Raw genomic sequence first — 20,990 nt, 5'->3', positions numbered from 1 at the left:
AATAAAAATTGTCTGTGTTGTGTTTATTTTCGATTGTCGCATTTAAACTATTTACGCATGGCATATGGAGCCAACGGAAAGGAACTGGACGTTCACCATTAGATTTGTTTTCCACAGATTATGAAATAATAAATACAAAAAAACTGCACCTCCAATTGTTAGATGGCGTGTCTAACAATTGGGGCGCAGTTCATTTCTGAGCGGTCTACTGTAATCACAATTCTTTATATCATTTACATTGTCTCCAATGACTTGATTCACGTTTGTTTAAATTTTTCGGGGAATTCTAAATCCTAAAACTATAGCTGCACCTATACAGCTAGAAAGACATCCTATTATCAAATACATTGAAAGCGCTAATTCACCAATTAGAACAGAAGCTATACCTTCAATTACCGGAAATAAAGCTACCATGTACCCGCTTTTGGCAGCACCTATTCTTTCAACAAGCTTTAAATAAAATACGAACTTTATCGACTGTACACTGCAATATGACAAAATAGAGAAGCGTTTTTTCTTAGACTGTACAAAGACAGGCGAAAATCGTATTGTACATGCTCCAAGGTCACAATAAACATAATATTTTTATTTGTGACTCTCCAACTTACACTGTAACTATGTACAAATACTCAACATATAATAGAAAAACTATCTGGAGGTATTTAAATGTATTATGGATTAAGCGGTTATCCTCCAAATTTATATCAAATTTTGGAGAGCTGGACTGGAGAACCAAAAAATACTGCTTATTTGTTAATAAATAAATATGGTTTACCAAATGAAGCATGTTCTAGAAGAATCATCTGGTATAACAACGGTCCTTGGAAGCGTACGATTGTTCATCTTGATACAGTACCTCATAACACCCCTACTCCCCATCTTGATTATTTGGAACAAACCATAGATTATAAAGTACCTGTTCAATTTTTTGATGATTTAGCAAAGTTTGATGGCAGCTTATATCCGGACCGAACGGCTGGTGAAGCTACGGCGAAATGCGATCAAGAAGCAGCGAATTTTATGGCTTTAAACTTAATGAACGACATCGTTACCGGAAAGCGGTCCGTTGAAGACGCACGTCGCGCTGCAGTTGAAATTGAAAAAGCTTTCCGATTAAATGGTCAATTTTCACCATACACCACAGGATTTCTATTCCCAAAACAATATAATACCGCTGATCCCGATGTCAGCTTTTTTTAAGCAAGCCTACAGGTTTTCTGAAAGAAATAAAACAATATGTAAAGGATCCTAGTAAAGATTCAAGAAACAATTAATACCTCTAATACTTAATCATGTAAGATAAAGAAAAAGCAACCGACCATTTTATAAAATGGTCGGTTTTTGGTCGGTTGCTCTTATTCTTAATGTTTTAGACTTACTACAAACGTTGATTAAACAACTATTCTTGAACTGCTGCCTCTAATGCAAAAACGATCATATCGTTGAATGTAGTTTGACGTTTTTCTAATGTTGTTACTTCACCAGTTAAGATAGAAAGTGCTTTACGGCTGTGTTTTGCTGCTAATGTGTAAAGTGCTGCTGATTCCATTTCTACAGCAAGTACGCCCTATTGAGCTAATTTATCGTTTTGATTTTCATCAGAATAGAACATATCTGCTGTAAAGATATTAAAATAGTAGCAAATGCTACTATTTTTTATTTTCTTATTCATTTTCGAAACTCATTTAAAATCTCTTCATTACTACAAACCTTGTTCCCTACTTTGTCGATTGCAATACCATTAACCTGTTCAAATAAGGCACCAGAAAGAAAAACACTGACTTCGTTCAAATTATTGAATGGATCAGTGTTTTTTGCGTAATCGACACATCATTTTTTTGAAGAAAATCTTAAAGAAATCATGTATTGAACAAAAACCTATTTACAAAATTAAGTAGTCATTGTATAGTTGGTTACACGAGTATACAACCATACAATCAACATGAGCAAAACTGAGGCAAAGAAAGGAGTGTTCTTGTTGAAGCCAATATTAGATGAATCACTACCCATCTTTCAGCAAATTGCACAAATCGTAATAAACGACATTGTTGAAGGACACTTAAAAGAAGGAGAACAAGTTCCATCTGAAAATGAACTATCAAATTTTTATAACATCAACAGGGCAACTGTAAGAAAAGGACTACAGACTTTGGTCGATGAAGAAATCATATTTAAAAAACGTGGAATTGGGATGTTTGTTATGGAAGGAGCTAAAACAAAATTGTTAGACGAAAGGAAAAAACAGTATCGAAATGAATATATATTGCCACTCCTAGAAGAAGCAAAGCGATTGGGAATGAGTGTTGAGACAGTGGTGAAATTAATAAAAGAGGAGGAGAAAAATTGATTCGAGTTGAGAATGTTACCTATGGATACGGTGAAGAATCAATACTTAAGGATATTTCTTTCAAAGAAAAGGAAAATGGTATTACCGCAGTATGGGGGCGAAATGGAGCTGGAAAAACGACGCTAATGAAACTTCTTGCTGGGCATGACAAGCCAAACAAAGGAATTGTTGAGATCATGGGAACGGCCCCCTATAATCGCGCAGAAGTTGTTCAATCTGTATGTTATATGCAAGAGGATCATCCATTTAGTTCCATCTGGAATGTAAAGGATTCTTTGCGATTTGGACAGTATTATTATTCCAATTGGGATATGGATATGGCTAATCGACTCTTAAAGATCTTTAGGCTAGATGAAAATAAGAAAATATCAAAGTTATCAAAAGGGATGAAATCTGCTTTGCAGTTTATCATTGGAATTTCTAGCAATGCGAAAATCACGATTCTGGATGAACCTAGTAATGGATTAGACGCAAATATGCGGAAGAAAATGTATAAAATTATACGAGAAAGTCAGGAACAGCATCCAAGATTGTTTTTAGTGTCTACCCATCATATTGAAGAAATCCAACAGATATGTGATTCAATTCTTGTTATTCATGATAAAGAAGTATTCATACATGAACCAATAGATGAAATTAGAGAGTGTGGAATCTGGTTGGTAGGAGACAAAAATACGATCGAAAAAGTGACGGATGGACAATATGTTTTAGAAGCAAGTGAATTAGGATCTAGGTTAAAAGTGATGGTTGATGTACCTTTTAACGAAAAATGGAAAGAAATTGCATCTTTACATGGACTATCAATCGAAAAAGTAAAATTACAAGATTATTTGTTAAATAAGACTGAGGAGGCCGAATAAGGATGAATTCTTTATATGGAACATTTCGTTTAGTCTCAGAGGAGGCCATATTTTATTTAGGTAAATTAATGTTTCTCTACATTACTATTCCGTTGACGGTGTTGTGGGTCCTTATTGGCTATATATTTGGACTTGGAGATGATGTTGTTGCCTCAATTTCAGGTCCCGCTTATTTCTTCATTGCATTATTTGGAATAAATGGATATAGATCAATGTATCCAGTTGCGATTGGGATGGGAAGTACGAGAGTACAATTGCTCAAAGTCTATTATGGTGTGGGTATTATAGCAGTTGTTATAAGCATTATATTGCTAAATGTATTGCAATATATTTTAAAAACTTTATATCTTCACTGGGAAATCGGAGCGAACATTTTACATCCTGGATTATTTTTAATAGATGGATATCATTTCTTTGCTTATTTATGGATTGATCTTATGTTCGGACTCTTTTTGTTCGGGGTGTCTTTTCTACTATATAGTATTAACTTTCGTTTAGGAATGCAGAAAAGTATCATTATTCTCATGTTGTTGTCAGTTATTTTCATGGTTTTATATTATGGTAACTATTTAAGCGTTAGTATGGAATGGTTTTCAGGATTAGATTTAGATGCTTCGGGAATGACACTGATGACTTTATTAGGCTTATGTAGTGTTGGAGCATTATTATTATCATATCCTATTATGCGAAATGCTCAGTTAAAACCAAAGTCTAGAAAGGATTAAACCGGAAATGTTAATTTCAATATTTGCTCACTTAAGAAATGATAAAAACAGCTTGCAAATCACATGATAGATGCACACTATTGATAGACTGCAAAAAGATAAGGCGAGTGACCTTTTCGATGACCTGTGAAAATCACTTTGGTCTCTTTTGGTCTCTCGCCTTATTTTGACAAAGCCTTGATACCCTTATTCTTGAATTGCTGCTTCTAACGCTACAACGATCATATCATTGAATGTAGTTTGACGTTCTTCTGATGTTGTTACTTCACCAGTTAGAATGTGGTCACTTACTGTTAGGATAGAAAGTGCTTTACGGCCGTGTTTTGCAGCTAATGTGTAAAGTGCTGCTGATTCCATTTCTACAGCAAGTACGCCGTATTGAGCTAATTTTTCGTTTTGATTCTCATCAGAATAGAACATATCTGCTGTAAAGATATTACCTACTTGTAGGTTTAAACCAGCTTCTTTACCTGCATTGTATGCTTTTAATAGTAAATCAAAGTCTGAGATCGGTGCGAAGTCGATAGCGCCGCCCCAAATGATTTGGTTCATACGTGTATCAGATGTTGCTGCTTGCGCTAAAATTACGTCACGAACTTTTACATCTTTTTGAATTGCACCACAAGTACCTACGCGGATTAATTTTTGAACATCATATTCTTGCATTAATTCTGAAGCGTAAATCGAGATTGAAGGCACACCCATACCAGTACCTTGTACAGAAATACGTTTACCTTTGTACGTACCTGTATAACCAAACATATTACGAACCTCGTTATAGCAAGTTACATCTTCTAAAAACGTTTCAGCAATGTATTTTGCACGTAATGGATCTCCTGGAAGTAAAATTGTGTCAGCGATTTCGCCTTTTTTTGCATTAATATGAACACTCATACTGCAATCCCTCTTTTCTGTCAGTTATCACTTTAAATAATACTGTGTTTCTCATATTTTCGCAATGCTAGACGTCTAGCAACTTGAAATAAATTATATTGTTTCAACGTATTATCATGCATGATCTACGTATAATGCCCATAACTCATCAAACACTCCTGTTGTTAAGTTGTCTGTGGCGAACGACTCAATATAAGTAGAAAGCTCATCAAAGTCTGTGCTTTGCTTTGGAAAATTATGCTCATGGAACATTTCCTCCGCAAATCGTACCTTCGAATCTGACCAATCCCCACCTCTGAATGTTAGTACATATAAATAAAAACTCTTTTTCATACTAGAAATCCCCTCTTCACTCATCTGCTTTCCGCTAGTTTATCAAAAAATACCTTCTTAGTCATAAAAATAACTATTAAGTATTTTCTCCTACCATCACTAATAGAACTATTTTCTTCTCACCTTTGGACTTTTGTCATAGAAAAATAATACACCCATTAATCTGAAAAATGAAAATTTTATAAAAAAACAATAGAAATACCTAGAAAAATAAGGTAAAATTTAAATCAACTATTCAAAAATAGGAAGGTGATGGCGATGAAAAACTCTCATAAATCCAGTAACTCCGTACAGAAACGCCCGTCTCTCTTTAAAACTAGCCTTTCAAAAAAGAAAGCACATGATTTAGAGGATAGTAGGCATAATCTCCCTCCTACTAAAGAAAAACGACAACGTTTTTACCATTTAATTCGAGGCAAAGTGCTTATTATATTTTCTCTTATTATTGTAATTAATGGCGTAATGGGTTTATTATCGTTTATCAATATTCAGAATCTGCAAGGACAAATGAAGGATTTTACTGAGAAAAACGTTCAGGAACAATTAACTGTCAACCAACTTGGGTATGAAATTGCGGGGCTCACCAATTTAGAACAGGCCTATTTAATTACTGGGAATGGGAATTTTGCTACTTCTTACAATATGAAAATTGATTCCATAGATAAAAAAATTAGTGCCTTAGACAAAAAGTTTACAGAGAGAGAACTAGAGTTAGGTTATATACAGGCTATCGATCAATATTATAAAAATTACCTTGAATATTCTAATAAGGTTATGACAATGCGTGATGAACTCGGTCTTGAGCAAGCTCGCAAACTCATGATGGGCGGTACAGGGGAAACGATGAAGCAGTATATTGATAAAAATATCGAGTCCATTAATTCGGTTATGGATGCTGCAAATAAAGCAAAATTAGATAAACTTAATAAGCAAGTTACTCTATCTATTACTTCTTTCTTCTTCATTTCACTTATTGGATTTATTGCAATCATTACTTTCGGTTATATGTTATTTAAATCATTAAAAAACAATACACAAGCTATTAACCATTCCATTCTCGATATTGCTCAGGCTGGAGGAGACCTGACACGACGCGTTAAAGTTCGGAATCATGATGAATTCTCAACTATTGCTGCTTCAACCAATACACTTATTGAATCTATATCTAATTTGATTAAACGTGTCAGCGAGCTTGCGGACCACGTTTCAAGTAGTGGCCAGGAACTGATGTCATTAGCAGATGAGAATGCCCGTACTATACAGAATATTGCAGATGCCACAGCTGATATTGCGAGTGATAGCGAGAATACGATTTCTAGCATGACTAGCGCTCAACAAAAAATGAGTGATCTTGAGCATTCTATGCGCCATTTAAACGAGCAAGCTAATGCTGTACAGCGTGCATCTTTGGCAATGCAGCAAGCGGCCGATGATGGTAGTCGCTCTGTTGAACAATCTTCGTTAGTGATGCAATCTATTGAAGAAACGATGGCCTCCACAACTACTACTGTCGAAGCACTTGGGCGAAAATCTGCCGACATAACATCTATTATCAGCACGATTACAGCTATTTCTGAGCAAACAAATCTACTTGCCTTAAATGCTGCGATTGAGGCAGCACGCGCTGGTGAGCATGGAAAAGGCTTTGCCGTTGTAGCTGATGAAGTTCGAAAGCTAGCAGAACAATCTCAGAGTGCTGCAAAAGAAGTCACATCCATTGTAACGTCCATTCAAGATGAAGTGACGTCCATCATCTCTCAAAACCATGAGGGTGTCACATCCGTTATTCGCGGCGTCGAAGTTACCAATGAAACAAATCAATCTTTAGCCAACATTTTAACACATACTAAAGAAACGACGACAATTATCGCAGCTATGGTAGAGAAAATTGCATTAACACTTGATTATAGCAATGCTGTAGCGAACGATTTCGTCCATGTGAATGCCTATGCTGAACAATCAGCTGCCAACACAGTCACTTCTGCCGCTGCGGCAACTCAAGGATCTGCATCTATGCAGGAAATTAATGCCGCTGCCACAGAACTTGCACAACAAGCAGATAGCCTGCGTAATCTTGTTAGTGAATTTAAAGTATGAAGTGTCTTTAAAGGTTCTACATCAAAAGTTTGGGTGAAGCACAATGTGTAGCTTCTCCAAACGTTTCGGAACCTATCTTTATGATGTTTGATCCGCTATTTTGATTGGTCTATCCTTTGCTTTGAAGGGTTCTATCCGTCACTTCGTCGGTTTTATCCGTCGCTTTGTCGAGTCTATCCTTCGCTTCGATGGCTATCCGTCGTTTCGCCGGTTTTATCCGTCGCTTCGCCGGTTCTATCCGTCGCTTCGATGGCTATCCGTCGTTTCGCGGTTTTATCCGTCGATTTGTCGAGTCTATCCGTCGCTTCGCGAATTCTATCCGTCGCCTCGAGGTCTTTCCGTCACTTCGCCGGTTTTATCCGTCGCTTTGTCGAGTCTATCCGTCGCTTCGTTGGCTATCCGTCGTTTCGCGGTTTTATCCGTCGCTTTGTCGAGTCTATCCTTCGCTTCGTTGGCTATCCGTCACTTCGCCGGTTCTATCCATCACTTCGAGAATTCTATCCGTCGCCTCGAGGTCTTTCCGTCACTTCGCCGGTTTTATCCGTCGCTTTGTCGAGTCTATCCATCGCTTTGAGGGTTCTATCCGTCACTTCGATGGCGGTACTTTACCCAGAGCCTTGCTTCAAGATTACAAAAAGTTTCTATAGATCGGTTGACTATCTCAACCATAAAAAAGCTAAAAAAACTCCTAGCACGATGTATCCTGTGCTAGGAGTTTTTGTTATTTAAATAATGAAAGATATTCTGCATAGCCTTCTTTTTCTAAATCACCTTTTGGAACAAAGCGGAGTGAAGCGGAGTTAATACAATAGCGTAAGCCTCCAAGTTCACTTGGTCCATCTGGGAAGACATGTCCTAAATGGGAATCAGCTTCTTTGCTTCGAACTTCTACACGGCGCATCCCATGAGATGTATCGAAATGCTCTGTTACTTCTTCCTTTTCAATTGGCTTTGCAAATGCTGGCCAACCACAGCCCGAATCGTATTTATCAAGAGAGCTAAATAATGGCTTTCCTGAAACGATATCTACATAAATACCCTCTTCAAAGTGCTTATCAAATTCATTGCTGAACGGTGGCTCTGTTCCACTTTCCTGTGTCACATAATACTGCATGTCCGATAATTCTTTTAATCGCTGTTCTTTATTCATTTTTTTAACCCCAGTGTTGTTCCTGAAACGCTTTGCGACCAGATCCGACAGCATAGCGCTCGTAGTGCATTGGATTTTTCTTATAATAATATTGATGATAGTCTTCAGCCGGGTAAAACGTGCTTGCTGGTAAAATTTTCACCGCAACGGGCTTATCAAATTTACCAGATGCCTGTAAATCTGCCTTAGAACGTTCAGCTATATCACGTTGCTCCTCATTGTGATAAAAAATCGCGGTTGTATAGGATTCCCCACGATCATAAAATTGTCCGCCAGCATCTGTTGGATCAATTAATGTCCAAAATGTCGCAAGTAATTGCTCATAAGAATATAACTCATCATCAAACGCTATTTGAACCGCTTCAACATGCCCTGTCGTTTCAGAGCATACCTGTTCATAAGTTGGGTTGACAACATGTCCACCCGTATAGCCCGAAATCACTGATTCAATGCCAGGTGTTTCGTCGAAGGGCTTGACCATACACCAAAAACATCCACCTGCAAATGTTGCATATTGCTTTGCCATTCATTTCACTCCTTATTCTCCAGGAACGATAATTTCCAGTAAAATTTTATCATTTGGTAAATCTAATTCTTTTGCCCGAACACGAGATCCTGAAGCAATGTTTATGCGCGATAAGTCAATATAGATTTCCGCCTGATTCGGATTGACTGTAATCCACGAAGGGAATTCCACCGTGTCTCGCATAATTTTCATGGCGGTCTCCGGCGGAATATTTAAGAGCCCTACATTCATACCTGTCTGCTTTAAAATGATATTACCTTTCTCATCGACAATCGGATCGAAGTTCATAGAAATTGGAATTTCTGTATAGAACACAGTTAATTTACTTCTTAATTGAATATCATCACCAATGGTAAAATCCAACGGTAATGGTGAACCCTTAGAAGCATCCTTTAAATACTTCTTCGATATGGATTCCAATTCTTTCGTTGTTGTTTGGACAACGAGAACATTTCCTTTTACTTCACTTTCACCTTCTGAACTCTCCGCTAAATTTACTCCATCTACTGGTCTAGTTACTAAATAAACGACGAGGAGGATTGTAAAAAGCACTGTGCCCGCTAAGGCAAAAAAAGCGAATTTCCATTTATTCATTTTGTCACTCCTCGAAGCCTATTTCCTTGTTAATCTTTTGTTCCATGTCACATTTCTCCATTGCCTTTAAAATTCGCTCTGTCATTTTATCATAGCCTTTTGCATTTGGGTGGAAGAAATCCGTATGATAAACGAGCTCTTTATTTGAATCAAACAAGTCCTCTACTGATATATAGCACGCATTAGCATCTTTCTTCGCTATATCTTCAATGACTTTATTCCACTCCGTAATAATTGTATCAAATTCATTAGCTTCATTTGTCACGATTGAGAATGGGTTATAAAAACCGATAAGTAATAAAGGCACTGTTTGATTTTTTTCTCGTATGCCGTCAACGATTTTACTATAGCGTTTCTTATACGCCCGCAATTCTTTATCAAAGGCATCTCGTTTCAAATTAAACAGATCCTGTTTGACCACCTTCATGACATCATTTCCACCCATTGTAACTGAAATAAGCTGTGCGTCTTGCAACTCTTCATCATAATGCCCTTTTTTCACTAATTTTAATAGCTGATCACTACGCCTTCCTCTTTTTCCTCGATTATCGACCTCAACGTCGGAAATGGAGGGCCAAGCTACAAATGAATCTGCTAATCTTCCAACAAAACCGTCTTGACTATATTCATCACCAACACCCGCTGTTAAAGAATCTCCGAGTGCTAAGTAATGTAGTTGCTTTGCGTTTTCTTCATCAATTTTCCGTAAATCCTCTGGTGATGGCTCAAAAAAATGTTCAAAAATTTGCGTCAATACATTTCTTGAGGTTTTTTCCTCATTTTCTGTTTGTTGCTCATCCTGTCTCATATCTTGCTCCGTCCCTGCTTGCTCTCCTTCTGGTTCAGCTTGCGGATTCGGTTCATCTATTGATATTAAACAACCACTTAGTACTAAGACGGTCAAACATGACAAAACTATTATTCGCCAAATGTTCATTTGACCACCTTCCATCAGTTTCTGATACTTCTATTATAGAATAGTTCATGCCGCAATGAAAAGTGACTATACCTAGGTATTCCGTAAAAATTGTAAGTTTACAATATTTTTTTCAAATTGTAAAACCTTTTTCCATAGCTTTATGAAAATAAAAAGCCACTACAATTATTTATGTAGTAGCTCTTGTATATTATTCTGCAAAATAAATAAAACCAATTGCACCTGGGCCAGTATGTGTCGAGATGATTGGTGAAGTAAAGGCGATTTCTACTTCATTAAAACCTGTTCCCTCGATTAATTCTTTTAATGGTCCACCCATCGTTGTCAGCCCCTCGGCGTGAGAAATTCCAACTGCCTTTACTGTTTTTCCGGCAGTATCTGCTTGGAATTGCTTAAATAAGTAGTTCACTACCTGTTTATGGCTACGTACTTTGGATACGGGATTGTATGCGCCACCTTCTAAGTTCGCAATTACTTTGATGTTCAGCAATGAACCGATAAAACCTGTACCTTTACCAATTCGTCCGCCTTTAATTAAATTTTCAAGTGTGTCAACAATAACATATAAATAAGTATTTTCGCGCACCTTGTCAAGACGTGCAATGATTTCCTCGACAGTAGCACCTGCATCGCGCATTTTAATAGCCTCTCGTAATTGAATAGCTAGACCTATGGCGATAAAACGTGAATCAATCACAGTTACATCCGAATCTGTCATTTGCGCTGCCTGACGAGCCGAGTCCACTGTTCCACTCATACCACCAGTCATATGAATTGAAATAATTTGATCTCCGTTTTTACCTAGCTCATCGTATAATTCTTTAAATTTCCCTGGAGCAGGCTGCGAGCTTTTTGGTAAATTTTCGGCATTCTTCATTAAGCCTAAAAAAGGTTGTGGCTCTAAATCAACACCATCTATATATGTTTTTCCATCAATTTGAATCGTTAAAGGCACAATATGTATACCATGCTGCGCTACTTCTTTTTTTGTTAAATCACAAGTTGAGTCCGTTACTATATGAATTCGTCCCACTTCGACACATCCTTTTACTTCATTAAAATTTATTATATAGACTAACGAATCATTATGTAAACATGACATTTGTCATTAGACTTCGAATTATTTAGTCTGTTTGTAACCGCTACCTTGGATACTATAACGTTTTGTCGAGTACTTGTCTAACAAAGACCTTCAAGTATTTAAGCATTTATATGACACTTTTGATATTGAAAACATGACAAATGTAAATAGCAGGATGAAAATTATTGGGGTATAGTAAATGTATGTACGAAAGGAGTGTTCGATATGATCGATTCATTTGACTATAAAACTTGGAAGGAAGAATTGTGGAATGCCATTACACACGGCATTGGATTCATCGCAAGTATTCCAGCGCTAGTTGTTCTTATTTTAGCAGCCGTACAAACCGGAAGTGCGCTCCAAATTACATCATTTAGTATTTTTGGTGCCTCTGTGATCATTTTATTTTTAATGTCGACGCTGCTACATAGCATGCCTGAAAAATACAAGCACTTTTTCGCCATTCTTGACCATTCTTCCATTTATATTTTAATTGCTGGAACGTATACACCTTTTCTTTTAATTGCGATTGGTGGCACATTAGGTATTACTTTATTATGTATTATTTGGTCACTTGCACTAGTAGGCGTTATTTTTAAATGCTTCTTTATTAATCGATTTGAGAAGCTTTCTTTAATTTTTTACATCGGTATGGGCTGGTTAATTATTTTTGCCATAAAGCCTGTTTATCTTTACTTAGGTTTTAATGGTTTTGCTTTACTATTTGCAGGTGGGCTTTTCTATACGATTGGAGCCATTTTTTACGCATGGCGATCCCTTCCCTATAATCATACAATTTGGCATCTATTTGTGTTAGCTGGTTGTGGCGCTATGTATGCTTGTGTTTATTTTTACTTATAAATAATAACGAAAAATCGCTCTCTTTTGGAAAAGGTTACGTATGCATACAAAAGGAGCGATTTTTCATATTAGTGAATGAGTAATTACTTTTTAATTCCTTCGTTAATGCCTTTATAGCACGCATGACATCTTGTATATTTTATTCATTTTATTTCTAGCATGAAGTAAAACAGGTCTAACCGATTCTACGAAACGTCCAAATTCATACATCATTCATAGCGAGGCACCATCCAAGTATGGAAACGATGTGTCGTATCTTCATTATAAAAATAATAAACATACTCGATACTTCCCTTTGAAGACGCCCCCAGGAAAGCGCACAGTCGGAACGGAAACAACCCCACGTTATAATGAGTCTTATAATCATTAATTCTATAAACATTCAAATACCTTTATCAATTGTTTTTAGTAACGTCAAATAAGCACGGTCATTAAATCACCGTGCTTATTAGTTCCTATTTATTTAGTTCTTACGTTCAAAAATCTGATATTGGAATGTGTAACCTTCTGGTGCTGTTTCTGACTCCTCTGAGGATACTTTCACAAATTCCTGTTCATATTTTGGGAAGTATGTATCCCCATTAAACGAATGATTAATTTTCGTAATGTACAAGCGATCTGCGATATCCATCGATAATTGAAAAATTTGCTCGCCACCAATAATCATAATTTCTGGAACATCTCCAGCAAGGGCGAGGGCACCCTCTAAGCTTGTCACCACTTCAATCCCATCCGCGTGATAGCTTTCGTCACGAGTAATCACAATATTGCGACGACCAGGAAGCGGTCTACCGATGGACTCGAATGTTTTACGCCCCATGATCATTGGTTTACCCATCGTTTTGTTTTTAAAATATTGTAAATCCCCAGGCAAATGCCACGGCATGCCATTTTCATATCCAATCACATAATTATTATCATGTGCCACAATTAAAGAAATCATATTGTCCCTCCAAATACTATCGTTCACTATATTATAAACATAATTTTACTTTACAATCAGATTATTTCTGCTCAGAAATTAAATTATTTTCTTTTTCGATATTAAATCCTAGTAAAATTATATGAATAGTTTATAATAAAGTTTACAAACAAAATAAAAAGGATTGATGAAGATGACAAAGTTAAGAGATGAAGCGGTCCGTTATATTAAAGCTTGCGATTCTCCTATGCAATACTATGATTTAACACCTCAAGAAGCGAGAACTATACGCATAGTACCAAAATGGACGTCATCACACAGCCCACAGCTTGCGGCAATAGAGGATAGAAAAATAACGGTACGAGATGGAGCACTAATTAATGTGCGCATTTATAGACCTAATTATGAGAAAACACTTCCTGTCATTGTTTATTATCATGGAGGCGGTTGGGTGTTTGGAAATATAGAATCTACGGATGCTGGCTGCCAGCTTTTAGCAGAAAAAGCGCAAGCAATCGTTGTCTCAGTTGATTATCGTCTAGCACCAGAATACCCATTCCCTACACCGCTCTACGATGCCTACGACGCTTTAGAATGGGTTTACGAAAACATCCAACATATTGGCGGAGATGCAGCGAATCTAACAGTAGCTGGTGATAGCGCAGGCGGAAACTTGGCAACAGTTGTCGCCTACTTAACCGCAACATTAAATGGACCGGCGATTAAAGCTCAGGCACTTATTTATCCTGTAGTCAATGTTGATTTTACAACGGATTCTTACACTACGTACGGGAAACACTACGGCTTAGACAAAGAAGGAATGCAATGGTTTGCGGGTCACTATACAGATAGACAAAACTATAAGGATCCACTCGTATCCCCACTTCAGATTGAGGATTTAAGTGTTTTACCGAAAACAATAATTATTGCTGCAGAGGCAGACGTCCTCTACGATGAAGGCCTTGCCTACGCACAAAAGCTTACGGATGCCGGAGTGACGGTTGAGCATGTAAATATGACTGGATTAATCCATAGTTACTTTAGTAAAATGAATTTTTTCGAAGAAGCGACGATTGAAACAGCTGAAAAAATTGCTAATTTCGTGAAATAAGTTTGTCTATCACTATAAAAAAGTGCGATAATAGAGCAAAATGTTTTTTTAAAGGATGACAACATGACACAAACTATTGCTTTTCAAATTAAAAATCCCTTTTCTGATCAAATAAAAAGAGGCTATCCTCTCATTTCGAAAGATGCAGTTGATGCACGTCATCTTCCAAAAGAGGAAGGTGCACTACTGAGACTTATGGATAGTCATAACCGTTTTCTTGGTACAGGATACTATGGCTTACAAAACAAAGGTATTGGCTGGGTACTAACGACTGATGCTAATGAAAAAATAGACAAAGCCTTTTTTATGAAAAAATTTAAAAAAGCTATACAAAATCGAGAAGCATTTTTCAACAATCCTCACACAACAGCCTTCCGAATCTTTAATGGCGAGGGTGATGGCATTGGCGGTTTAACTATTGACTTTTTCGATTCTTACTATATGGTGGGCTGGTATAGCGCTGGCATTTATTCATTTAAAGAAACGGTATATGAAGCACTCGCAGAGACAGTAAACTACAAAGCCGTTTATGAGAAAAAACGTTTCGATACGAAAGGTCAATATATGGAACAGGACGATTTTGTAATGGGAACGCCTGGCGAATTCCCAATTATCGTATTGGAAAATAATATGAAATACGCTGTCAATTTAAACGATGGAGCCATGACAGGTATTTTCCTCGATCAACGAGAAGTGAGACTTGCCATTCGTGAACGTTATGCAGAAGGTAAAAATATGCTTAATACATTCTCCTATACGGGGGCATTTTCTGTCGCAGCGGCACTTGGAGGAGCAGAAAAAACAACAAGTGTAGATGTGGCAAAGCGTAGTTTAGCCAAAACAATTGAGCAATTTAGCGTCAACAGCATTGACTACGAAGCACAGGATATTAAAGTCATGGATGTCTTTAACTATTTTAAATATGCTCAGCGCCACAATTTAAAATTTGACCTTGTAGTTTTAGATCCACCAAGCTTTGCACGTACGAAGGAAAGAACGTTCTCAACTGCGAAAGACTACCCTAAATTACTCGTAGATACAATCGCCATTACGGAGAAAAACGGTATCATTGTGGCATCAACGAACAATGCAAGCTTTGGTATGAAAAAGTTCAAGAGCTTTATTGACCAAGCTTTTAAAGAAACAAAAACTCGCTATAAAATTGTTGAAGAACACAACTTACCAAAGGATTTCCGTGCCCCACGTGAATATCCTGAATTTAATTACTTAAAGGTTGTTTTTATTGAAAAACTTAACTAAATAAAACTAGACAGAATCACTTCCTGGTGATTCTGTCTTTTTGTTTGGGAGAAATATTTTGATCCCCTTATTTATATTGTTAGAATTTTCCGTTTACTATATAATAGATTCATCTCATTCCTAAAATTCGGGAAGATATTTTAAATTTTTATGCCATGTAAATGAGTTGATTGGAGCGCAGCGGCTCGTCTGTCGTCCCTAAGAAGCTTTATTCTGTGCGAAAGCGAAGCGTCAGCGACAAAGCGCCCAGTCGGAACGAAAATCAACCCTACACTATAGTGAGTGTCATTTTACAAAATATTGATAAATGGAGATGATTGAATGGGATATGTTCGTGAAAATTTAATGATTACAACAGAAAGGCTCGTACTTAGATTATTTCAGACATCCGATGCAGAAACAGTTGTAAAGCTTTGCAATAACTATAATATTTATAAAAGCACCATGTACCTACCTTATCCATATAGTTTAAATGATGCATTATCATGGATGGAACATCATTACGATAATTTTATGCAGGATTTTTCGTACGAGTTTGCAATCACAGATAAGGAAACTGGTGAATTATATGGAGCAATTGCATTATCGAATAATAAACATTTTAATCATGGTGAAATAGCCTATTGGATTGGCGAGGAATATTGGGGAAAAGGCTTTGCCACGGAGGCAGCGCAGTCAATTGTACAATTTGCTTTTGAAGAAAAAAAACTGCACAAAGTGTTTGCCCGATATTTTTCAACGAACCCTGCGTCAGGAAAAATAATGGAGAAAATTGGTATGAAACAAGAAGGAATTTTAAAGGATCATATCATTAAAGACGGTAAATATGAGGATTTGGTGTATTACGGAATAATTAATGAATAGCCCAACATCTCAGAAAAGTGTTTCCGACCATGTAGTTCCTTCCCAATGTTGATTCCAAACTTGTACACGAAAATGGTAACAACTACGAAAATTGAATTCTCCCTCTAATTGTAGCTATAATATAAAAAAGTGGCATATGAAGTATTTTCACTTCTTATGCCATCAATATTTCTCTTAAAGATATTCCACAAACCAATCTCTAATATATTCTAGTCTATTGATTCTTAACGTTGGTTTTCCGCTCCTTGAAAGTTCGTGATTGGATTCTGGGAAGCGAACAAATTTAGTTTCTTTTTTACGATGTTTCAAGGCGATAAATAATTGCTCTGCCTGTTCAATTGGACAACGATAGTCTTTTTCACTGTGTAAAATTAACAACGGCGTCTGCATATTGTCCACATATTTCAGTGGCGAATGATTCCATAGCTTCTCTATATTGTCTAGTCCCGCTTGGATTTGCCAGTCATTGAAGTAATATCCGATATCACTTACGCCATAAAAGCTTATCCAGTTAGAAATGCAACGTTGAGTAACAGCAGCTTTAAAGCGATTTGTATGACCGACAATCCAGTTTGTCATGAACCCCCCATAGCTCCCACCTGTAACGCCGAGACGGTTTTTGTCAATGAAATCATAATGCTTCAATGCATAATCAACAGCGGCCATTAGATCATTATAATCATTGCCGCCATAATCACCACGAACCGCATCAACAAACTTTTGACCGTATCCATGGCTTCCGCGAGGATTCGTAAAGAGAACCGCATAACCTTGTGCAGCAAGGATTTGGAATTCGTTAAAATAGGAGTTGGCATACATAGCGTGCGGTCCACCATGGATTTCAAGAATAAGTGGATATTTTTCCCCTTCTTCATAGCCAAGTGGCTTCATCATCCAACCGCTTACTTTCCAACCATCTGCCCCTTCATATTCAATTGCTTCTGGAACAGATAATTCTCTCGTCTTTAAAAATTCTTCATTAACTTTAGTGAGCTGTTCCTTTTCACCAGTATTTAAATTAACGTAAAAAAGATCACCAGGATTTGTCGTAGTGCTGATTGCAGCTACAGCTTTATCATTTTTATGATCAAGTGAAAAACCATAGACATACTGCTCATCATTCATAGTTGGATATAATTCTCCAGAAAGATTGCCAAAATAAATAGCTGTATTTCCGCGATCTGTCACTTGGAAGTAAAAGCTTTTACTATCCTCCAACCATTGAACATGCGGAGCAACAACACCTTGAAGGAAATCACCTACGACAAAATCACCGACAGGCGCGTCAAAATCACTCGTTACACATGTCTGATTGTTATTTTCTAAATCATAAATCCATAGCTTTGCATGTGTCGCATTTTCAAATTCACGTTCACTTCCAACATACGCTATGAAGCGGCTGTTTGGAGACCATGAAGTTTGGTAGAACATCCCCGTTCCTTCCGTAAGCTTGCGACCATGTTTCGTCTCTAAATCCAATAAGTAAATATCACTTATGAATGAAAAATCTAGATCCTCTGTTAAGTCTGCAATGTAAGAAAGATATTTACCGTTCGGGGACCATTTACCGAGCTGTAAATTATGTTTCCCTTCCGTAACTAGCTCTAATTCTCCAGATTCAAGATGGACGATTGCAATTTGAGAAAATTGCTCCATATCAATAAACCCAGCTGCATCTGATTTATATTTCATCTTTTCTATTTCAAGTGGTTTAAGTTCTTTGTCTTCTTTCTGATCCTTTTCAGCTTTATCATAAATGCTTTCATCTTTACCAAGCTTTACTGAGAAGGCAATTTTCTCTCCACACGGAGACCAAGTTGGTGATGTCGCACCGTTTTTACAATTTGTAACTTGTTTCGCTTCTCCGCCTGCTTTAGAAAGAACAAAAATTTGTGGCTTGCCATTTCTCGTTGACACAAACGCGATTCTACTGCCATCTGGAGACCAAACAGGTGAATTCGTTTTATCTTCGCCAAATGTCCATTGTTGAGGATTTTTTTCATTCAAGTTTATGTAAAACAAATTAGACACATAGTCCTTTTTCTTCTCATCAATATGAGTCTCTACATACACAACTTCTGTTCCGTCAGGTGATACTTGTGGATCCGCCACTGATTTTAATTGGTATAGATCTTCTGGTTGAACCCCTTGTTTTAAAGTCATATTTTAAATCCCCTTTGTGTGAAAATTTCATTACCTAGTATAATATTTCGATACTCTAAGTATTATTCCTTCTTTTAAGGAGGAATTGTTTTTACTCAGAAACTTTTTTGGAGAGATATTATATTATTTAACAATTGTCAACTACATCACAAGGATACGAAATAAAGTAAAATTTGATGACAAACCAACAGTGCTTTAAGTATATAGTGTTGAAAATAGTCAAGTTATCCAACCTTATGTAGAACGAGACTAAAGGCTTTTCATCTAACACTAGCTATATGAAAACCAAACAACTTAACACTGGCCAAAAACTTAAAACGCGCAAGAAATCAATTTTAGAAATGTTGATTTCTTGCGCTTTTATGATGTAAAATTTTTAATTTTGCTTTTCTTATGTCCCAGCCTCTTTATTAAGCCAAATCGACATACTGATGATAAAACACTTCTCTCTTTTTATCATCACATGAAGCGGTTTATCGGACGTACCTAGGAAAGCACCCAGTCGGTACAGAAATCAAGCCCACGTGATGATAATGAGTCAGATTAAGTCTTTCCAGTAATCAGCGCATTTTGTTCTACGATAAAATTTATAAAAGGGTTCATTCGGGCGAGCATGTTCCTTATAGAGACTAATGATTTGCTTTAATAAGTCTTCAATATGCTCAACACCTACCCTTTTAGCAAACAGTGTCCCAGCTTGTGCATTTGCACCCATAGGTACTGCCCCTAAATAGACATCAAAGCTATCCTTTTGATAGACAAGTCCAATATCATCATATACCGGATTATAACAAGCAGAAGCGCAGCCATTTACGTTTAAACGTAATCTTGTAGGGACAGATATTCCTTCTAATGATTGATATAGCTGTTCAGTAATCGGTGCTGCCTCCATTTTATCCCCATCACAGAAATCACAGGCTTTCATCGCCACAATTGGTCCTTGCTTTGCCACATACAGGCCAGCCTCTTCTAGCTCCTCAATCGTATTTGCTACAACTACTGATGGTATAGATAATAATATACTGTAAGAGGCAGAGTATTTGATTGCACCTGTTTCTCCTACAACTTTTGCTATTGTTTGGAATTGTGCAGGGGTATAATGTTTATTAATAATGCCTGGGCTTACGGCAAGACGGGTAAAATCCCCATTACTGTTTAGCTTTTCGAAGGTTTTGTCTGGTATATTCGTATGAAATTCGTTCATAAATACTTCTCCTTATGAAAAAGGAGCTAGCAAAACGCTAGCCCAGATTTTTTTAGTTTTTAAAGCTGTCAGGATAGAAGCCTTTTGCTAATACTTGAATGGCTTCTGCAGCACGAACCCCTTCAGACGCAGCAGAAAGTGGTAAGATCACAAAGCGTTCATTTTTGACTGCTTCCATTTCTTTCAAGGCTGGATCATTTTTTAAGAAATTTATTTTTTCTTCCGCCGTTGTTTCTCCGTAATCAACGACAACAACAACTTCTGGATCACGTTCTACTGCATCTTCTTTTGACACAGTAGTCCAACCTGATTCCACATCACCAAAAATATTTTTACCACCAGCAATTGTCACAAGCTCATTCATAAAGTTTTGTCCAGCTGTAAAGACATCTTTATCACCACTATCAAACACTAAAACGCGTAAGTTTTCCCCATCTTGTGGTAATTTTGCACGTACAGCCTCCACATCCTTTGTCATTTGTGCAATTAATGCTTCTCCACGATCCTCAACACGGAAAATTTTTGCGATATTTCGAATATCTGCGAAAATATCTTCTAAAGTTGGTTTCGTCATACTTGAGGCTGTATGTAAATAAGAGTGAATCCCTAAAGTTTCAAGCTCTTCCTGTGTACCAACACCTTTCTCTCCAAAGGCGCTTTTCCAGCCCCCATATAAAAAGTCTGCTTCAGCATCAATAATCTGTTCCTTTGTAGGATACTGTTCAGCTAACATAGGTACTTTATCGTATGCAGCTTGTAATGGCTCATAAATTTCGTCATCTAAGTAAGCCGTCCCTACCATTGAATCTTCTAAGCCTAAAGCCAACATAATTTCTGTCACGTGCTGATTTAAGCTAATCGCTTTTTTTGGTGCTTCCTTATATACTTGTGTTGTTCCATTATTTTCAATCGTTATTTCTGTCTTTTCAGCTTGTGAAGGCTCTACCTTCTCACCTTGTGTAGCAGATTCTGGTTTGTCCTTTTCACTACATGCACCCAATATTGCCATCAATGCGATCGCAAAGACTAGCCACAAACTTTTCCATTTCTTCATGTCCTCT

The 20,990-nt window shown here is 37.1% G+C and carries 20 protein-coding genes and 3 pseudogenes; 9 read left to right on the top strand and 14 right to left on the bottom strand.

Annotated features, from left to right (window positions below):
• Positions 1-267: 267 nt before the first annotated feature.
• Positions 268-468, bottom strand: a pseudogene (locus FJQ98_RS26800) (DMT family transporter); the annotation flags it as partial.
• 198 nt (positions 469-666) lie between these two features.
• Between FJQ98_RS26800 and FJQ98_RS12490 the strand changes: the two are divergent.
• On the top strand, positions 667-1,200 hold the full coding sequence (locus FJQ98_RS12490; protein ID WP_053592751.1) for a hypothetical protein: 534 nt from the start codon (positions 667-669) through the stop codon (positions 1,198-1,200).
• A 199-nt stretch (positions 1,201-1,399) separates the two neighbouring features.
• Here the strand turns inward: FJQ98_RS12490 and FJQ98_RS12485 are convergent.
• Positions 1,400-1,630, bottom strand: a pseudogene (locus FJQ98_RS12485) (phosphorylase family protein); the annotation flags it as partial.
• Between the two features lie 348 nt (positions 1,631-1,978).
• Between FJQ98_RS12485 and FJQ98_RS12480 the strand changes: the two are divergent.
• Genes FJQ98_RS12480 through FJQ98_RS12470 form a run of 3 tightly spaced genes read left to right on the top strand, consistent with a single transcriptional unit; the run spans position 1,979 to position 3,932 of the window.
• Positions 1,979-2,347 (top strand): GntR family transcriptional regulator, encoded by a 369-nt coding sequence (locus FJQ98_RS12480; protein ID WP_053592752.1) that lies wholly within the window; start codon positions 1,979-1,981, stop codon positions 2,345-2,347.
• On the top strand, positions 2,344-3,207 hold the full coding sequence (locus FJQ98_RS12475; protein WP_053592753.1) for an ATP-binding cassette domain-containing protein: 864 nt from the start codon (positions 2,344-2,346) through the stop codon (positions 3,205-3,207). The genes FJQ98_RS12480 and FJQ98_RS12475 overlap by 4 nt, the downstream gene beginning before the upstream one ends.
• A gap of 2 nt (positions 3,208-3,209) precedes the next feature.
• Complete coding sequence (locus FJQ98_RS12470; protein ID WP_053592754.1) at positions 3,210-3,932, top strand: hypothetical protein; 723 nt, start codon at positions 3,210-3,212, stop codon at positions 3,930-3,932.
• Between the two features lie 186 nt (positions 3,933-4,118).
• Here FJQ98_RS12470 and deoD read toward each other — a convergent pair whose 3' ends face one another.
• Both deoD and FJQ98_RS12460 read right to left on the bottom strand, forming a co-directional pair.
• Entirely contained in the window at positions 4,119-4,826 is a 708-nt protein-coding gene (deoD, locus tag FJQ98_RS12465) for a purine-nucleoside phosphorylase (RefSeq protein ID WP_053592755.1), read from the bottom strand.
• 114 nt (positions 4,827-4,940) lie between these two features.
• Positions 4,941-5,159, bottom strand: coding sequence for a YozE family protein (locus FJQ98_RS12460; RefSeq protein WP_053592756.1), 219 nt, complete (start codon positions 5,157-5,159; stop codon positions 4,941-4,943).
• 258 nt (positions 5,160-5,417) lie between these two features.
• On the opposite strand from FJQ98_RS12460, the gene FJQ98_RS12455 reads away from it, so the two are divergent.
• Positions 5,418-7,256, top strand: coding sequence for a methyl-accepting chemotaxis protein (locus FJQ98_RS12455; RefSeq protein ID WP_053592757.1), 1,839 nt, complete (start codon positions 5,418-5,420; stop codon positions 7,254-7,256).
• Between the two features lie 721 nt (positions 7,257-7,977).
• Here FJQ98_RS12455 and msrB read toward each other — a convergent pair.
• The 5 genes from msrB to FJQ98_RS12430 form a co-directional block, all read right to left on the bottom strand.
• Positions 7,978-8,406: a peptide-methionine (R)-S-oxide reductase MsrB gene (gene msrB, locus FJQ98_RS12450; RefSeq protein WP_053592758.1), complete on the bottom strand. Its 429-nt coding sequence runs from the start codon at positions 8,404-8,406 to the stop codon at positions 7,978-7,980.
• 4 nt (positions 8,407-8,410) lie between these two features.
• Positions 8,411-8,932 (bottom strand): peptide-methionine (S)-S-oxide reductase MsrA, encoded by a 522-nt coding sequence (gene msrA, locus FJQ98_RS12445; RefSeq protein ID WP_201406711.1) that lies wholly within the window; start codon positions 8,930-8,932, stop codon positions 8,411-8,413.
• A gap of 12 nt (positions 8,933-8,944) precedes the next feature.
• A complete protein-coding gene (locus FJQ98_RS12440) occupies positions 8,945-9,526 on the bottom strand; it encodes a YpmS family protein (protein WP_053592760.1) in 582 nt (193 codons plus the stop codon).
• A 4-nt stretch (positions 9,527-9,530) separates the two neighbouring features.
• The gene (locus tag FJQ98_RS12435; protein WP_241774473.1) at positions 9,531-10,463 is read right to left on the bottom strand and encodes a GDSL-type esterase/lipase family protein; all 933 of its coding nucleotides are present in this window, start codon (positions 10,461-10,463) and stop codon (positions 9,531-9,533) included.
• A 190-nt stretch (positions 10,464-10,653) separates the two neighbouring features.
• Positions 10,654-11,496, bottom strand: a complete 843-nt coding sequence (locus tag FJQ98_RS12430) for a DegV family protein (RefSeq protein ID WP_053592762.1) — start codon at positions 11,494-11,496, stop codon at positions 10,654-10,656.
• 273 nt (positions 11,497-11,769) lie between these two features.
• Here FJQ98_RS12430 and trhA point away from each other — a divergent pair, with 273 nt between their 5' ends.
• The gene (gene trhA, locus FJQ98_RS12425; protein ID WP_053592763.1) at positions 11,770-12,405 is read left to right on the top strand and encodes a PAQR family membrane homeostasis protein TrhA; all 636 of its coding nucleotides are present in this window, start codon (positions 11,770-11,772) and stop codon (positions 12,403-12,405) included.
• A gap of 111 nt (positions 12,406-12,516) precedes the next feature.
• On the opposite strand, the pseudogene FJQ98_RS26795 reads toward trhA, so the two are convergent.
• A pseudogene (locus FJQ98_RS26795) lies at positions 12,517-12,692 on the bottom strand (HIT family protein); the annotation flags it as partial.
• Positions 12,693-12,868: 176 nt separating this feature from the next.
• Entirely contained in the window at positions 12,869-13,348 is a 480-nt protein-coding gene (locus tag FJQ98_RS12420) for a dihydrofolate reductase (protein ID WP_053592764.1), read from the bottom strand.
• A gap of 172 nt (positions 13,349-13,520) precedes the next feature.
• Between FJQ98_RS12420 and FJQ98_RS12415 the strand changes: the two genes are divergently transcribed.
• The 3 genes from FJQ98_RS12415 (at position 13,521) to FJQ98_RS12405 (ending at position 16,562) form a co-directional block, all read left to right on the top strand.
• Complete coding sequence (locus FJQ98_RS12415) at positions 13,521-14,438, top strand: alpha/beta hydrolase (RefSeq protein WP_053592765.1); 918 nt, start codon at positions 13,521-13,523, stop codon at positions 14,436-14,438.
• 63 nt (positions 14,439-14,501) lie between these two features.
• A complete protein-coding gene (locus tag FJQ98_RS12410) occupies positions 14,502-15,698 on the top strand; it encodes a class I SAM-dependent rRNA methyltransferase (RefSeq protein WP_053592766.1) in 1,197 nt (398 codons plus the stop codon).
• A 321-nt stretch (positions 15,699-16,019) separates the two neighbouring features.
• A complete protein-coding gene (locus tag FJQ98_RS12405; RefSeq protein ID WP_053592767.1) occupies positions 16,020-16,562 on the top strand; it encodes a GNAT family N-acetyltransferase in 543 nt (180 codons plus the stop codon).
• A gap of 174 nt (positions 16,563-16,736) precedes the next feature.
• Here FJQ98_RS12405 and FJQ98_RS12400 read toward each other — a convergent pair whose 3' ends face one another.
• The 3 genes from FJQ98_RS12400 to FJQ98_RS12390 form a co-directional block, all read right to left on the bottom strand.
• Complete coding sequence (locus FJQ98_RS12400; protein WP_053592768.1) at positions 16,737-18,725, bottom strand: S9 family peptidase; 1,989 nt, start codon at positions 18,723-18,725, stop codon at positions 16,737-16,739.
• 538 nt (positions 18,726-19,263) lie between these two features.
• Positions 19,264-19,929: a precorrin-3B methylase gene (locus tag FJQ98_RS12395; RefSeq protein WP_053592769.1), complete on the bottom strand. Its 666-nt coding sequence runs from the start codon at positions 19,927-19,929 to the stop codon at positions 19,264-19,266.
• Between the two features lie 52 nt (positions 19,930-19,981).
• Positions 19,982-20,983 carry an ABC transporter substrate-binding protein gene (locus FJQ98_RS12390; RefSeq protein WP_053592770.1) on the bottom strand — a complete coding sequence of 334 codons (1,002 nt, stop codon included), beginning with the start codon at positions 20,981-20,983 and terminating at the stop codon, positions 19,982-19,984.
• Between the last annotated feature and the right edge of the window lie 7 nt (positions 20,984-20,990).

This window comes from Lysinibacillus agricola, assembly GCF_016638705.1.
Classification (GTDB): Bacteria; Bacillota; Bacilli; order Bacillales_A; family Planococcaceae; genus Lysinibacillus; species Lysinibacillus agricola.
This window is presented reverse-complemented; position numbering and strand designations above follow the sequence as displayed.